We start from the raw sequence: 14,597 nt of genomic DNA, 5'->3' as shown, positions 1-14,597 counted from the left end.
CGTTCTGGACGCCCTGGCCGCTGATTGAGATCTGCGCTTGGTCGCTGTTTATGGAGATGCCGGCGGGTCGTCTATGGGGTTTGAGCTGGGAAGACAGGAGGACGGGCCGGGTGGCCGCAAGCAAGGTGTGAGTCGGGATCGATGTCGGCAAGGGCTTCCATCACGCGTGCGCGGTGGATCAGTCCGGCAGGATCGTGTTTTCGCGGAAGGTGGCCAACGGCCAGGCCGCGATCGAGCAGCTGATCGCCCGGACCACCGCGAAAGCCACCGGCGGGGTGGTGTGGGCGGTGGACATGACCTCCGGCCCCGCTGGGTTGCTGATCGCGTTGCTGCGCGCGACCGGGCAGCCGGTGCTGTATGTGCCGGGCCGGTTGGTCAACCGGATGGCCGGCGCGTTCGCCGGTGAAGGCAAAACCGACGCCAAGGACTCCCGCACGATCGCCGAAACGTTCCGCAGCTCCGGGCACCTGGCCGCCTACGCCGGTCTCGCGCCGGTACCCCGAGACTCCGGACGGGTGCGGGGCAACCTGCACCGCCCCCACCGCTACCACCGCGGGCTGCGCCGGGTGTTCTACCTGGCCGCCCTGTCCGCGATCAAACGCCCCGACAGCCCATCCCGATCCTTCTACCGGCGCAAACGCGAGGAAGGGAAGCGGCACACCCAGGCTCTGATCGCCCTGGCCCGCCGCCTGGTCGACGTCATCTGGGCACTGCTGCGCGACGGCCGCGAATTCCATCCCTCACCACCGGTCACAACCACAGCTACTGCTTGACACGATCATTGAGACTCCTTCTGCTTCGCGGATCGACGGAGGAGGACGCCAAGCCGGTGGAAGCCGCCTTGGATGCCCCGCGGGAAGGCGAGCACGACGACGATGAGGATCACGCCGTACACCGCGAGCGGGAGGTTGTTGGCCACGTCGGTGTTCAGGTGCAGGACGTCGGCGAGGTCCTCGGACCAGGCCTGGAAGTACACGAGCGCGACCGCGCCCCACAGCGCGCCCCACAGCGACCCGAGGCCGCCCAGCACCACCGCGGCCAGCAGGCTCAGCGACAGCGCGGGCGTGAACGAGCCGGGCGCGGCGGTGCCGAGCAGGAACGCCTGCAGGCCACCGGCGAGGCCGCCGCACACCGCGCTGACCAGGAAGGCGAGGATCTTCGTTCGCCCGACGGGGATCCCGCTCAGCGCGGCGGCGACCTCGTCGTCGCGGACCGCGCGGAAGTCCCGCCCGAGCCGGCCGCGGACGATGTTGACCACCAGCACCAGCGCCAGCAGCACGCTGAGCCAGACGATCCAGGTCTGCCAGCGCAGTTCCGGGACGCCGACGCCGGCCGGTCTGCTGTGGACGGTGAAGCTCAACCCGTTGCTGCCGCCCAGGAAGTCGGGGAACTTCCGAGTGAGCGCGGGCAGTCCGACGGCCAAAGCCAGCGTCGCCCCGGCGAGGTACGGGCCGCGCAGCCGGGCCGCCGCCGCGCCGGCCAGCAGCCCGGCCAGGCCGCCGGCGACCGACGCGAGCAGCAGGTCGGCCCACAGCGGGAACGACGGCACCCGGCGGACCAGCAGCGCCACCGTGTAGGCGCCGATGAACATGAACGCGCCGTGCCCCAGCGAAACCTGGCCGGTGAGGCCGGTCAGCAGGGTCAGCCCGGCCACCGCGACCAGGTAGTAGCCGATCGTCGCGATGCGCAGGTTGGTGAACTCGTCGGTGACGAGGGTCAGCAGCACGATCACGGCGAGCGCACCCAGCGCGGCCAGCGCGTGGACGAGCAGCGGTGGCAGCGTGCCGCGCCGCTTCGGCGTTTCCACGCGGGTTTCGGGGAGTTCCGTGCGCACGCTCATACCCGCCTCACCTTGGCCCGGCCGAACAACCCGCTGGGCCGCAGTGTCAGCACCACCACCAGGATGGCCAGCGCGGCGATCGTCACCATCTCCGGTCCGAAGTATCCGGACACATAGGACAGTCCGACGCCGAGGACGAACCCGCCGGCGATGGTGCCCAGCGGGTTGTCGAGGCCGCCGAGCACCGCCGCGGTGAGCGCGTAGACGAAGACGCCGTCCAGCACGTTCGGGAAGAGGAACGGCGGCGTGGCGAGCAGCCCGGCCAGCGAGCCGACGGCCGCGGCCAGTCCCCAGCCGGCGGTGAGCATCAGCCCGACCCGCACGCCGAGCGTCCGCGCCACTTCGGGGGCGAACGCGGCCGCGCGCATCCGCAGCCCCAGCGGTGTGTACTTGAACACCACCAGGACCAGCGCGGCGATGGCGACGACGACGAGCACGACGAACAGGTCGTTGGCGGAGAACCGGCCGCGGAAGTCGAAGGCGTACGGGAACGCCAGCGGCTCGTTGGACCAGATCATGCCCGCGACCGCCTGCAGCACCAGCAGGAGGCCGAGCGTGACGATGATCGAGCTGAGCTCGGAGCGGTGCCGCAGCGGCCGGATGAGCAGCCGCTCGGTGGCGACGCCCAGCACGGTCCCGGCGACGATCGCGACGGCGAACCCGAGCCAGTAGCTGCCCGTCGCCTTCGTCACCGAGTACGCGAGGTAGGTCGAGATCAACGCGAGGGCGGGTTGCGCGAAGTTCACCACCCGGGTGGCCCGGTAGATGATGACCAGGGCGAGCCCGAGCGCCGCGTACACCGCGCCGGCCGAGATCCCGCCGAGGGTCAGATCGAAGAAGTCCTGCATACCGGACCACTCACCTCCAGTAGTTCAGAAACCCAGGTAGGCGTGGCGGAGGCCGTCGTCGGCCAGGAGTTCCGCGGCGGTGTCCACGGCCACGACCCGGCCGAGCGCGAGGACGTACCCGCGGTCGGCGATGGACAGCGCGGAGTGCGCGTTCTGCTCGACGAGCACGACGGTGAGGCCGGTGGTGGCCCGCAGGTCGCGCAGGATGCCCATGATCCGGGCGGTGATGAGCGGCGCGAGGCCGAGCGACGGTTCGTCGAGCAGCAGCAGCGACGGCCGGCTCATCAGGGCGCGGCCGATGGCCAGCATCTGCCGTTCGCCGCCGGAGAGCGTCGAGGCGGGTTTCGCCGAACGTTCCGCCAGTGCGGGGAAAAGCTCGTACATTTCCCGGCGCGCGGCCGCCCGGTCGGCGCGGTCCCGCCGCCACAGCGCGCCCAGCCGGAGGTTCTCGTCGACGGTCAGTTCGGTGATGACCCCGCCGCCTTCGGGCACGTGCGCGACCCCGCCGCGCGCGATCCGGTCGGGCGCCAGCCCGGTGAGTTCCCTGCCGTCCCATCGGATCCGGCCCCCACGGGCAGGCAGCAGGCCGCCGATGGTGCGCAGCAACGTGGTCTTCCCGGCACCGTTCGCGCCGAGCACGGCGGTGATGCCCCCGCGTTCGACGGTGATCCCGACACCGTCGAGCGCGCGGACCGCGCCGTAGGCCACGGAGAGGTCTTCGATCTCAAGCACCGGGCGCCTCCTCGCACGCGTCGCCGAGGTAGGCCTCGGCCACGCGGGGGTCGGCCTGGACCTCGGCCGGGGTGCCCGCCGCGATCACCTCGCCGAAGTTGAGCACCACCACGCGGTCGCAGACCTCCATGACCAGGTCCATGTGGTGTTCGACGAGCACGACCGCCATCTGCCGGCGCAGGGAGACGATCAACGTCGACAGTTCGGCGAGTTCGCCGGACGACAGCCCGCTCGCGGGTTCGTCGAGCAGCAGCAGGTCGGGTTCGGCCACCAGGGCCCGCGCGAGCGCCACGCGTTTTCGCACGCCGTAGGGCAGCACGCCGGGCAGCCGGCCGGCCAGGTCGGCGATCCCGAGTTCGCCGAGGGTTTCGCGGGCCCGCCCGGCCAGCTCGGCTTCGTCGCGCGCCGAACGGCCCGCACCGGCGAGGGCCGGGAGCAGGCCGGTCCGGGCGTGCCGGCCCGCGCCGGCCAGCACGTTCTCGAGGACGGTCAGGCCGGGGAACAGGCCGAGGCCCTGCAACGTCCGGACGATCCCGAGCCGGGCGAGGTGCTCGGGGCGGTGCCGGACCAGCGGGCGTCCCCGCCACAGCACGCGGCCCGCCTGGGGCCGGACGAACCCGCAGATGACGTTGAACAGCGTCGTCTTGCCCGCGCCGTTGGGGCCGATGACCCCGACGACGGTGCCGGCGTCGACGCTGAGGTGGACGTCGTGCAGGGCGGTGAGACCGCCGAAGCGCACGGTGAGGCCGTCGACCACGAGCAGGTCTTCACCGGGCACTGCCTCACCGGGAACCGTCATCGATGACTCTCCTATCCCACCATGTGGACAACGTCGTACCGCGCGGTCGGTATGAAGAGGGTGGGCTGCGGCGGCGGTCGTGTCAAGGTGCGAATCACCGAAACCGGACCGGGGTCGGGCGGTCCGAAAATTTCAGCATCCCCGCCGGTCGGGGAAAGTTCTCACAGTCCGGCTGTGGCACGAAAGAAGGGGCGGGTGCGCTTTCGCGCACCCGCCCCTGCAGTGATCGGGCGCCGGCTCAGCCGTTGCCGCTCTGCGGGGCGATCATCGACGAGGCGTCGAGCTTCGTCTGGACCACGCCCAGCTGCTGCAGCAGGTCCGGCACCCGCTGGATGCGGCGGGCGTCCAGCGAGGACCCGAAGGCGGGCATCACCATCAGGCTGGCGACGTCCTGGTCCACCTTGGCGTTGCGGACGACGAGCGGTTCGATCCGGGCCCGGTCGACCGCGGCGCGGGTGGCGTTGAGCATCGCGCGCTGGAACGCCCGCAGCGTCTTCGGGTGGTCCTGGACCCACTTGGCGGTGGCGCCGTAGCCGGTGAGGGGGAAGTTCTGGGTGCTGCCGCTGGCGGCGTCGATGACCGGGTACGCGCCGGCGGTCCGCGCGGCCTGGGTCAGGAACGGTTCCGGCTGGTAGGCCGCGTCGATCCGGCCCTGCGCGAGGGCACCGCTCATCTCCGTCAGCGGCATCGGGACCCACTGCACCTTGCCGGGGTCGACGCCGTGGTCGCGCATCACCGACCGGGTCAGCACGTCCGAAGCGGCGTTCTTCGAGCTGATGGCGATCCGCTTGCCCTCGAGGTCGCGCACCGTCTTCACCGGCGAGTTCGGCACGGTGACGACCTCGTTGCTGCGCGGGCTCGCCGAGGTGCCGTCGGTCACCAGCTTCACGTCCGCGCTGCCGCTGCTCTTGGCCAGGAAGAACAGGGTGTAGGTGGACAGCGCGATGTCGTCCTGGCCGCTCGTCATCCGGCTCAGCGTCTCCTGGCCGCTGGTGCCGACGTCGGTCTGCACGTCGAGCCCCTCGGCCTTGAAGTACCCGCCCTCCTGGGCGAGCCACAGCGGCGCGAGGTCGACGGTGGTGAGGATCGCCACCCGGATCGACGGCTTTTCGACGGCACCGGCGGTGGAGGAGCCCTTGAGCTGGCTGCACCCGGTCAGCAGGACGGCGACCAGGGTGAGCACGGCGAGCCGGCGTGTCGAGGCGCGATGAAGCATGCCACTCCTCGGAGAAGATTATGGGGATCACGGAATACGGCTCGGTCGGCCGTGATCAGCCGGACTGTAGATGACGATTTCCCGGGTCGCAAATGTGTTGCCGAGAAATACGTCACGTCATGTTCACGCGAAAGAGTGACAAGGGCGGAACGCGTAACCCACTGACAGGGCTGCCGGAGCAGACGGAAAGAAACCGACGTCGAGCTGCCGGGTTTCGTGATCTTGCCACCCCAGGTGACAGCCACCGCGGCCGGGTTCGAGCCGCCGGACCGCGACACCGAAGCGGTCGCGATCTCCGAAAGTGGACGCCACCGAATCGCGGAGCATCCCGTGCGTCATCGATCATGCGACCGCGAAATCAATTATCTGACAATTTCCGTTCACCGCGGACGAACCATTCCGGATTCACGCCATATGCCGGACACCGGGCCGTTGAAGTGCCGCCGGACCGAACGGAAAGCCCGCATTCACCGCGGCAGCCACCATAGGGCCGAACGGCCGTACCCACTGCGGGCTGATCGGCTCATCCACGGAAACCACTTGCGGGACAACGAATGGCGGGTCGTCGCGGGCGGTGTTCCCTCGGCCTTGGCGGGCGGGCAGAACGCATTCCCCCGCCTTCGCCGGGCCGCCGCCGCGTGAATTCGCCGAAATCGAAGACCGGCGCGGAGAATCAGCTCTTCGCGGTCTCGGCGGGGGTCGCGAACCGGCGCAGGCCGGGCGTCGCCGCGCCGACCAGCGCCACCGCCACGACGCACAGCACCCCGCCGCTGACCAGCGCGAACGTTCCGGACGTCGCTCCCGCGACGAGACCGCCGCGCACGTTGCCGAGGTCCGGGCCGGCCTGGCCCACGATCTGCTCGGCCGCCGCCACCCGGCCGAGCAGGGCGTCCGGGGTCGCCAGCTGGACCAGCGCACCCCGCGAGACCACCGACACCGTGTCGGCCGCCCCCGCCAGGACCAGGCAGGCCAGGCCGAGCCACGGGTCCGGCGCCAGGCCGAAGCCAGTCAGCGCGGCGCCCCAGACGGCCGAACCCGCCAGCATCACCCGGCCCGGCCGCGACCGCCGCGTGAACGTCCCCGAGAACACCGACGCCACGACTCCGCCGACCGCCACGGCCGAGAGGAACAGGCCCAGCGTGCGCGGGTCGCCGGCGAAGCGTTCGGCGTTGACCAGCGGGAACAGGCTGATCGGCATGGACAGCACGGTGGCGGCGAGGTCGGTGAGCAGCGCACCCCGCACGACCGGCGTCCGGACGAGAAAGGCCAGCCCGTCGAGCACGCCGTGCAGCCCGGGCCGCGACGGCTCGCCGCCGGGCCGCATCGCCGGGAGGCCGAAGACGCCGTAGAAGCCCATGCCGAACGTGAGCGCGTCGACGAGGTAGCAGCCGCCGACGCCGAACCACCCGAGGACGAGCCCCCCGAGCGCCGGGCCGAGCAGCATCGCGCCCTGGAAGGCGATCCGGTTCAGCGCGAGCCCGGCGGACAGCTGCTCCGGCGGCAGCAGCCGCGGGATGAAGGTGCGCGCGGCCGGTCCGCCACCCGCGACGAAACACGACTGGACGGCCACCAGCCCCAGCACCGCGACCACCGGCACGTCGCCGAGAAACCCCTGCACCGCGAGGAAAACCGAGCAAACGGCCTGCCCGGTCGTCGCGACCAGGGCGAACTTCCGCCGGTCGACCCGATCCACGAGCGAACCGGCGAACAACCCGAACACGATGACGGGCAGCGCTTGCGCGAGCCCGACGGCACCGGTCCACACGGTGCTCCGGGTCTGCTCCCAGACCTGGAACATCACGGCGACGAGCGTCATCTGGGAGCCGAAGCCGGAGAAGACGCGCCCCACCCAGAGCCGCCGGAACGGCGCCGAGGCACGCAGCGGGGCGAGGTCGACGAAGGCGCGAGTCAGGGGCATGGCCGGATCACGGGCAAACCATAACAGCGCTTACATATTTTTCGCACTGCTCGATGCGGCCGCTTCCGTGCGGGAACTCAGTGCGAGAACTCAGTGCGGGAACATGGTGTCCCGCACGATGGTCCCGTCCGGGCCGAGCTGCAGCACCTCCAGGCCGCCGCCCGTCACGACGTCGCCGTCGAGCCGCACCGGCTCCCACTCGAACTTGACCACGTCGCCGGCCCGGACCGCCCCGCCCCGGGCGCGGAAGGTGTACTCGCCGGTGGCGACGACCCGGGCGTGACTGCGGTTCACCCGCGTCTCGATCGCCGCGTGGCCGTGTGCTTCCAGGGTCAGGGCGTCGAAGCCGAGTTCCGCGGCCGCCCGCACCATCTCCTCCGGCGGCCGGAGGAAGTGCGCGCCGTCCGGCGCCCACAGCGCCCGGACGGCCGCTCGGCGGCGGTGCTCGTCGGGCTCGGTCCACAGCGCGATGTAGCGCTCGGCCAGGGTCAGCGCGTCGAGTCCGGACACCGGGTCCGTCGGCATGGTTTCCACCCGGTCATCCTGGGCGGGCCGGCGCCACCGGCCAATTCCCGGCGGGGAATCGAGAGCCGGCTCTACGCCCCGGTCAGCTTCGGCGCCGGCCCTTGCCCCTGCCCCGCCATGGCGGAGATCAGGTGGGCGGACCGCAGGACAGCGTCGCGCAGCAGGGCGGCGCTGTCCTGCGCCCGCGCCGGCGTCAGCACGAACCCGGCGTTCGTGTGCTCCCCCCAGCCGGTCATCACGTGCGGCTCGCCGAAGCCGCGGATCGGGCACGGCAGCGGCGGCGCCACCGGCAGGTGCGCGTCGCTGGCCAGCAGGCTGACGTCGGCGCGTCCCGCCTGCTCCGGCACCGCCCGCGCGGCCCGTGACGGCGGCGCCTGGTGCGCCACGACGAGTGCCCGCGAGACCCCCAGTCCCGCGGCCACCCGGCGCTGGGCCAGCCGGTAGGCGACCAGGGCCCCGAGTCCCGCACCGAACAGCACGTGCGGGCTTTCGAGCGCCCCCGCCAGTTCCCCGGCCAGGGCCTCGACCAGCAGCCACATGTCCCGGTAGGGGTGCTCGTCCCGGCGTTCGCCCCGGCCCGGCAGCTCCACGACCTGCACCGCAATCCGCGGATCGCGCCAGGCCCGGTAGCGGCCGGCGGCTTCCCCGGCGTCCGGGAAGCAGACGAACAACAGACGCTGCACGTCGTCTCGGTCCACCCGTGGCCTCCCTAGCTGCCTGCCCGCCGTTGCCGATCCGACCGAAGGCAGGCGGAAACGGACGAGAGCCGAACCGCTTACCGGCACCCTCGTTCCGCCGTGACTGCCGGTCTGATCGGCAACCACCGGCACAGTAGGGTCGCCCCTGGCACTTCCCTTTCGCTTCGGTCCGTCTTCCGGGGGGCATCTCGTGCGCTACCGCCTGCTCGGACCGGTCACGGTCCTCGGCGACACGGGCCCGCTCCGCCCCGGCGGCCAGAAACAGACGTCCGTGCTCGCCGCGCTGCTGCTGAACCCCAACCGGGTGGTCACCGAGGACCGCCTCATCGACCTGACCTGGGGCGAGAACGCGCCGCCGAGCGTCCGGGGGCGGCTCCAGGTGCACATCTCGGAGCTGCGGAAGCTGCTCGGCCGCGACGTCATCGTGCGGCGCGCGCCCGGTTACCTCATCGAAGTCGCCCCCGGGGACCGCGACCTCGACGTCTTCGACGAAGAGGTCGCCAAGGCCAGGGCGACCTCCGGGGCGGACGCCGTCACGCACCTGCGGGCCGCGCTGGCGCTGTGGGAGGGCACCCCGCTGGGCGGGGTCAGCGAGGCGCTGGCGGGGTACGAAGGCCCGGCGCTGGCCGAACGCCGGCTCGTCGTGCTGGAGGAGCTGTACGAGCAGGAACTCGCCGCGGGACGGCACGGCGAGGTGGTCGGGGAACTGCGGCGGCTCGTCGGTGAACACCCGTTCCGCGAGCGCCTGCGGGCCGCGCTGATGCTCGCGCTGCACCGCTGCGGCCGCACCCCGGAAGCCCTGGAGACCTACACGCGGGCGCACGAACTGCTGGTCGGCGAACTGGGCATCGAGCCCGGCCAGGCCCTGCAGGACCTGCGGATGCGGATCCTGCGCGGCGAGGGCGAGCCCGCCCCGCCCGCCGCCCCGGTCGCCCCGCGGCCCGCCGAGCTGCCGCTGGACGTCCGCGGGTTCGCCGGCCGGGCCGCGGAGCTGGCCGCGCTCGACGAACCCGGGGAGGTCTGGGTGATCACCGGCACCGCCGGCGTCGGCAAGACCGCGCTGGCCGTGCACTGGGCCCACACCGCCCGGACGCGCTACCCCGACGGCCAGCTGTACGTGAACCTGCGCGGTTTCGACGCCGACGACGAGCCGCTCACCCCCGCGGCCGCGCTCGCGCAGCTGCTGCGGACCCTCGGCGTCGACCTGCGGGACGTGCCGCCGGGTGTCGACGACCAGAGCAAGCTCTACCGGTCGCTGCTGGCCGACCGGCAGGCCCTGGTGGTGCTCGACAACGCCCGCGACACCGCCCAGGTGCTGCCGCTGCTGCCGTCGTCGGGGCGGGTGCTGGTGACCAGCCGCCACCGGCTCGACGAGCTGGTCGCCCGGGTCGGCGCGCGGTCGCTGGGCCTGGCGCAGCTGCGCGAGGCCGACTCCCGGGCGCTGCTGACCGCCCTGCTCGGCGACCGGACCGCCGCCGAGCCGGAAGCGGCCGCCGAGCTGGCCCGCCTGTGCGGCCACCACCCGCTGGCCCTGCGGATCGCCGCGGCGAACACCGGCGTCGCCAGCATCGGCGAGCTGGTCGACGAGCTGCGCGGCGATCCGCTAGCCCACCTCGGCTTCGACGGCGAAAGTGCGGTCGCCAAAGCCTTTTCGGTGTCCTACCAGGCGCTGCCGCCGGGGCTGCGGGAGGCGTTCCGGCTGCTCGCGCTGGTGCCGGGGACCGACTTCACGGCGATCGCCGCGGCGGCGCTGCTGGAGGTGCCGGTCGAGGAGGCGACCCGGCGGCTGCGTGGGCTGAGCGCGGCGAACCTCGTGGAAGCGCACGCGCCCCGCCGCTACCGGTTCCACGACCTCGCCCGCCGCTACGCCGAGCAGTGCGTCCGCGCCGAGGAAGACGAGCCCGCGCGCGACCGGGCGTGGGAGCGGCTGTTCACCGGCTACTGCGCGGCCGCGGACGCCGCCGTCGCCCTGCTCGGCGCCCGGATCGTGGCACTCCCCCGCGAAGACGCGCCCTCGGCGCCGAGCCCGGTGGTCTTCGCCGGCGCCGCGGAAGCCGTGGCCTGGCTGGACGTCGAGGTGCCGAACCTCGCGGCGGCGCTGCGGCAGGCGGCGACGCGCGGGCCGTACCCGGGCGCCTGGTACCTCGCCGACGCGTTGCGGCGGTTCTTCCACGACCACGGCCGCCGGGCGGAGTGGCTGGAGCTGGCCCCGATCGTGCTGCGCGCGGCGCAGGACCACGGCGCCCGGCCCGCCGAAGCGCTGGTCCAGCTGTCCATCGGCGGGGCGTACTTCCGCGAGGGCCAGCACGAAGCGGGCATCCGGCACTCGGAGAAGGCGGTGCTGGCCAGCCGCGCGTGCGGCTGGCGGCAGTGCGAAGCCACGGCCGTGGCGAACCTCGGGGCGATGCTGGAGTGGACGGGACGGCTGTCGGAAGCCGTCGAGCACAGCCGGCGCGCGATCCAGCTCTTTCGCGAGCTGGCCAACCGGTCGGGCGAGGCGCTCGCGCTGAACTCGCTGAGCTGCCACTACCGGCAGCTGGGGCGCCTGGAGCAGGCGGAGGACTGCCTGGTCGAGGCGATCGCGCTGGCCCGCAAGGAAGACCTGGCGTTCTGGGAGGCGGCCAACCTCGCCGACCTCGGCTGGGTCCTCATGGCCACCGGCAGGCTGGCTTCCGCCGGCGAAACCCTCGACCAGGCCCTGCTGGCGTTCCGTGACCTGGGCTCGAGCTTCGGCGAGGCAACGGCCCTGAACGTCCTGAGCGCCCTCCAGATGGCCCGCGGCGACCACTCGGCGGCCGCGGCAACGGCGGAGGCGGCCTTGGCGTGCGTCCGCCGAGACGGCGACCGCCAGGTGGAGGCGGCGGCCCTGATCGCACTGGGCCGCGCGGAGGAGAGCCGCGGCGACCTCGCGGCGGCGGAGCGGGTCTTGCGCGAGGCCCGATCCCTGACGGCGGAGTCAGGCCTCCGAGGCCAGCTGGCCGAGGCGGCGGCCACGTTGGCCAGGGTCCTGGCGGCCGACGGGCGCGCGGGCGAGGCGGGCGAGCACGCCCGAACGGCCCTGGACGCGGCCCGCGCGGGCGGGTTCCGGGTGGTGGAGGCGGAGGCATTGCTCGGACTGGCGGCGGTCCAGGCCGCAGCGGGCCGCTCGACATTGGCGGCCGGGACGGCCCGGGAGTCCCGAGCCCTTTACCGCGCGGTGGGGCACGTGACGGGAGAGACCTTGGCGGCGGAGTTCCTCGAGCGGCTCGGGGACCGGGCCACCGGCTGAGCCGGGCGCGCCGCGGGGCGGCTCGCGGATTGCCATACTTACCTCGCTGACCAGGCCACCCGCGCCACCGAATTCGCGCGGCCGAAGCGGCAGCTCGATCGGGGCGGCGAGCCAAGCCGCGCGACTCCGACCGGCGAAATCGCCACCTGCACCACCAGGCCCCTGACCGGAAGCCCCGCCGCAGACTCCCGCACCCACCTCGGCGACCAGCCCACCACCTCAGCCGCGCCGGGTGTTACCTCGCCGGGCGTTGCGCGACATACTGAAGGCATGCCCCGTCCGAAACACGTCGCCGCGAGCGATCTGCGCCTTCCGGACGCGCTGCAGCCGGGGCGGCCCAAGGGCGATCAGCTGCGCGAAATCCTGGAAAGCGTCGCCACGGAGGCCGGGCCGGGGCGGCTGATGCCGTCCGAACGGTTCCTCGCCGAGCACTTCCAGGTCGCCCGCGGCACCGTGCGGCAGGAAGTCAACCGCCTGGTCGCGGACGGCGTCCTGTACCGCCAGCACGGCACCGCGACCTTCACCGCCGAACGGCAGGCCGCGCACATCGACATGCTGACCTCGTTCACCGAGGACATGCAGGCCCGCGGCGTCGTGCCGAAGACGAAGGTGCTGCACGCCGAGGTCGAAAGCGCGGGCCCGCGCATCGCCGGGCGGCTGAACGTGCCGCCGGGCGCGCGGGTGTTCCGGCTGGAGCGCCTCCGCTACGTCGAAGACGAGCCGTTCGCGGTCGAGCGCACCAACCTGTCCGTCGACCGCTTCCCGGACATCGAGCTGTTCGACTGGGAGACCCAGTCCCTGCACCGGACGATCGAGGAACGCTGGGGCGTGCGCCCGGAGTGGAACGACACGGCGATCTCCGCGGTCCTGCCCAACAGCAACGACGCCGCCCTGCTCGGCATCGAGGCCACCCAGCCGTGCCTGATCATCGAGGGCACGCTGCACGACCAGAGCGGCGGCGTCATCGAAGCGGGCCGGTCGCTGTACCGGGCCGACCGCTACACGGTCTTCACCCAGGCCCGGCGCAGCCCGCCCTCCTGAACCGGCCGCCGGCTCAGCAGCTGACCTGGTGCGCCCGCAGCACCTTGAGGCAGTGCTCCACCAGCGCGTCCGCGGCCTCCGGGCCGAACAGCGTCACGTACGACTCGTAGATCCCGTCGCGGTGGCCGTCCGCGTCCGGCAGGTACCCGAGGTACCCGTCGGTGTAGCCGATCACCCGGGTGTGGCGGAACGGGCTGCCGCGGCGGATGCGCAGGCCCAGGGACGCGAACAGCTCGAACGGGGTGTGCAGCCAGGCGATCTCACCCAGCGACACCACGCTGACCGGTACCTCCGCACAGCCCGTCGGCCGGCCGCCGGCCGCCATCGTCGCCAGCATCGCGCAGCCCTCGTAGCGGGTCTGCGCGATGCGGACCGCCGGGTGGTCCTCGCCGTGGTGGGCCAGCTCGCGCTGCCACTCCTCCTCCGCCACCTGCCGCAGCTCCAAGCTGTCCTCCAGCGACGGGATGTCGCGGTAGGGCAGGTGCAACGTCGAGCGCGTCAGCCGCACCGGGCCGGACGTCGCGGGCGGGGGCGACACCGCCGCCAGGGTGCGCGCGATCGACGTCGCCAGGTGGCCGCCGAGCGTGCGGACTTCGGCGTGGTCGCGGCCGCGGCGGACGAACCGGGAGCTGGCGTCGCCCGCCGCGCCCTGCAGGAACGCCGCGACCGGCTGCCCGACCAGCGTGGCCAGCTCGCGGCGGGTCGCGCCCGGCCAGTCCGCCGACCAGGCGAGGTTGTCCGGGCCGAGCACCGTGGGGTGGCTGGCGTAGTCGAACAGCAGCGCGGCCGGCGTGCCGTCGTCGCGGCGCAGCTCGAGCACGCCGAACGACGTGTCGTGCGGCCCGTCGGGCCGGTAGCGGTTGCCGCCGACGGCTTCGGTCGATCCCGCGTGCCAGCGGGCGCGGACCTTGCCGCGGCCGGCGCGCAGCCGCAGCGCCGCGCCGGTGACCTTCTCCGCCATGCCGCCGACCAGCCCGGCGTCGCGCTGCCCCGGCAGGCCGGGGTGCAGCTGGCCGGTCCAGCCTTCGGGCCCGGAGTGCGTGTGGGACGCGCAGACGAGCACCCGGTCCGGGTCGATGCCCACCGCCGCGGCGACCGCGTCGGCCAGGGTGCGGGTCAGCCCGGCGTCGACCGCGAGGGCGTCCAGCGCCACCCACACCACGCCGGGGTCGTCCTCGGTGGACAGCCAGATCAGCGACGCCTCGAGGTCGTCGTGCGTGCCGGTGGCGACGCCGTGCCGGGCCAGGTAGCCGCCGAGCGGGTGCCCGGGCCCCGGCGTGATCCGGACGTCTTGCGCGGCGAGCAGCAGCGCGGCGGTCACCAGGTCGATTCCAGGACGTCGACGACGCCGTCGCGCCCGGCGGCGCGGGCCACCCCGGCGAGCGCGGTGACGTCGTCGGTCGTGTGCAGCAGGACTTCCAGCAGCATCGGCAGGTTCAGCCCCGAGACCAGCTGGATGCGCGGGTGCCCGGCCGCGAGCGTGCGGACGGCGTTGAACGGCGACCCGCCGTGCAGGTCGGCGAGCACCAGCACGCCGTCGGCCTCGCCGGCCAGCTCGAGCACGCGGTCGCCGAACTCCTCCGGGCTGTCGCGCGGGCTCAGCTCGCAGACCTTCAGCCGCTCCTGCGGGCCGAGGATCATCTCGGCGGCCTCCCCGACGCCGGAAGGCAGGCGGCCGTGTCCGGCCAGGATGATCGGAACGGTCATCGCGG

At 73.1% G+C, this 14,597-nt stretch carries 13 protein-coding genes; 3 read left to right on the top strand and 10 right to left on the bottom strand.

Annotated elements, in window-relative coordinates:
* Positions 1 to 137: 137 nt before the first annotated feature.
* Positions 138 to 773: an IS110 family transposase gene (locus C2L58_RS05370; RefSeq protein WP_103336339.1), complete on the top strand. Its 636-nt coding sequence runs from the start codon at positions 138 to 140 to the stop codon at positions 771 to 773.
* 5 nt (positions 774 to 778) lie between these two features.
* Here C2L58_RS05370 and C2L58_RS05365 read toward each other — a convergent pair whose 3' ends face one another.
* The 8 genes from C2L58_RS05365 to C2L58_RS05330 all read right to left on the bottom strand — a co-directional run bounded on the left by C2L58_RS05365 (position 779) and on the right by C2L58_RS05330 (position 8,576).
* Entirely contained in the window at positions 779 to 1,840 is a 1,062-nt protein-coding gene (locus C2L58_RS05365; protein ID WP_103336337.1) for a branched-chain amino acid ABC transporter permease, read from the bottom strand.
* On the bottom strand, positions 1,837 to 2,688 hold the full coding sequence (locus C2L58_RS05360; RefSeq protein ID WP_103336336.1) for a branched-chain amino acid ABC transporter permease: 852 nt from the start codon (positions 2,686 to 2,688) through the stop codon (positions 1,837 to 1,839). The genes C2L58_RS05365 and C2L58_RS05360 overlap by 4 nt, the downstream gene beginning before the upstream one ends.
* 24 nt (positions 2,689 to 2,712) lie before the next feature.
* Positions 2,713 to 3,420 carry an ABC transporter ATP-binding protein gene (locus C2L58_RS05355; RefSeq protein ID WP_103336334.1) on the bottom strand — a complete coding sequence of 236 codons (708 nt, stop codon included), beginning with the start codon at positions 3,418 to 3,420 and terminating at the stop codon, positions 2,713 to 2,715.
* Positions 3,413 to 4,219 carry an ABC transporter ATP-binding protein gene (locus tag C2L58_RS05350; RefSeq protein ID WP_103336333.1) on the bottom strand — a complete coding sequence of 269 codons (807 nt, stop codon included), beginning with the start codon at positions 4,217 to 4,219 and terminating at the stop codon, positions 3,413 to 3,415. Before C2L58_RS05350 ends, C2L58_RS05355 begins: the two co-directional genes overlap by 8 nt.
* Before the next feature lie 238 nt (positions 4,220 to 4,457).
* A complete protein-coding gene (locus C2L58_RS05345; RefSeq protein WP_103336331.1) occupies positions 4,458 to 5,435 on the bottom strand; it encodes an ABC transporter substrate-binding protein in 978 nt (325 codons plus the stop codon).
* A 673-nt stretch (positions 5,436 to 6,108) separates the two neighbouring features.
* Positions 6,109 to 7,353, bottom strand: coding sequence for an MFS transporter (locus tag C2L58_RS05340; protein WP_103336330.1), 1,245 nt, complete (start codon positions 7,351 to 7,353; stop codon positions 6,109 to 6,111).
* Positions 7,354 to 7,443: 90 nt separating this feature from the next.
* Positions 7,444 to 7,887, bottom strand: a complete 444-nt coding sequence (locus C2L58_RS05335) for a hypothetical protein (RefSeq protein WP_369904131.1) — start codon at positions 7,885 to 7,887, stop codon at positions 7,444 to 7,446.
* A 62-nt stretch (positions 7,888 to 7,949) separates the two neighbouring features.
* Positions 7,950 to 8,576: a thioesterase II family protein gene (locus C2L58_RS05330; protein ID WP_103336328.1), complete on the bottom strand. Its 627-nt coding sequence runs from the start codon at positions 8,574 to 8,576 to the stop codon at positions 7,950 to 7,952.
* Positions 8,577 to 8,766: 190 nt separating this feature from the next.
* Between C2L58_RS05330 and C2L58_RS05325 the strand changes: the two genes are divergently transcribed.
* Both C2L58_RS05325 and C2L58_RS05320 read left to right on the top strand, forming a co-directional pair.
* Positions 8,767 to 11,844, top strand: a complete 3,078-nt coding sequence (locus C2L58_RS05325) for an AfsR/SARP family transcriptional regulator (RefSeq protein ID WP_103336327.1) — start codon at positions 8,767 to 8,769, stop codon at positions 11,842 to 11,844.
* 270 nt (positions 11,845 to 12,114) lie between these two features.
* Positions 12,115 to 12,885 carry a GntR family transcriptional regulator gene (locus C2L58_RS05320; protein WP_103336325.1) on the top strand — a complete coding sequence of 257 codons (771 nt, stop codon included), beginning with the start codon at positions 12,115 to 12,117 and terminating at the stop codon, positions 12,883 to 12,885.
* 13 nt (positions 12,886 to 12,898) lie between these two features.
* Here the strand turns inward: C2L58_RS05320 and C2L58_RS05315 are convergent, their stop codons facing one another.
* Both C2L58_RS05315 and C2L58_RS05310 read right to left on the bottom strand, forming a co-directional pair.
* Positions 12,899 to 14,206, bottom strand: a complete 1,308-nt coding sequence (locus C2L58_RS05315; RefSeq protein ID WP_103336324.1) for a hypothetical protein — start codon at positions 14,204 to 14,206, stop codon at positions 12,899 to 12,901.
* Positions 14,203 to 14,592 (bottom strand): PTS sugar transporter subunit IIA, encoded by a 390-nt coding sequence (locus C2L58_RS05310; RefSeq protein ID WP_103336322.1) that lies wholly within the window; start codon positions 14,590 to 14,592, stop codon positions 14,203 to 14,205. The genes C2L58_RS05315 and C2L58_RS05310 overlap by 4 nt, the downstream gene beginning before the upstream one ends.
* Positions 14,593 to 14,597: the final 5 nt, after the last annotated feature.

The sequence above is a fragment of the Amycolatopsis sp. CA-126428 genome (assembly GCF_002904335.1).
Lineage (GTDB): Bacteria > Actinomycetota > Actinomycetes > Mycobacteriales > Pseudonocardiaceae > Amycolatopsis.
Note: the sequence above shows the minus strand (reverse complement) of the source record. Positions and strands in the feature narration are given on the sequence as shown.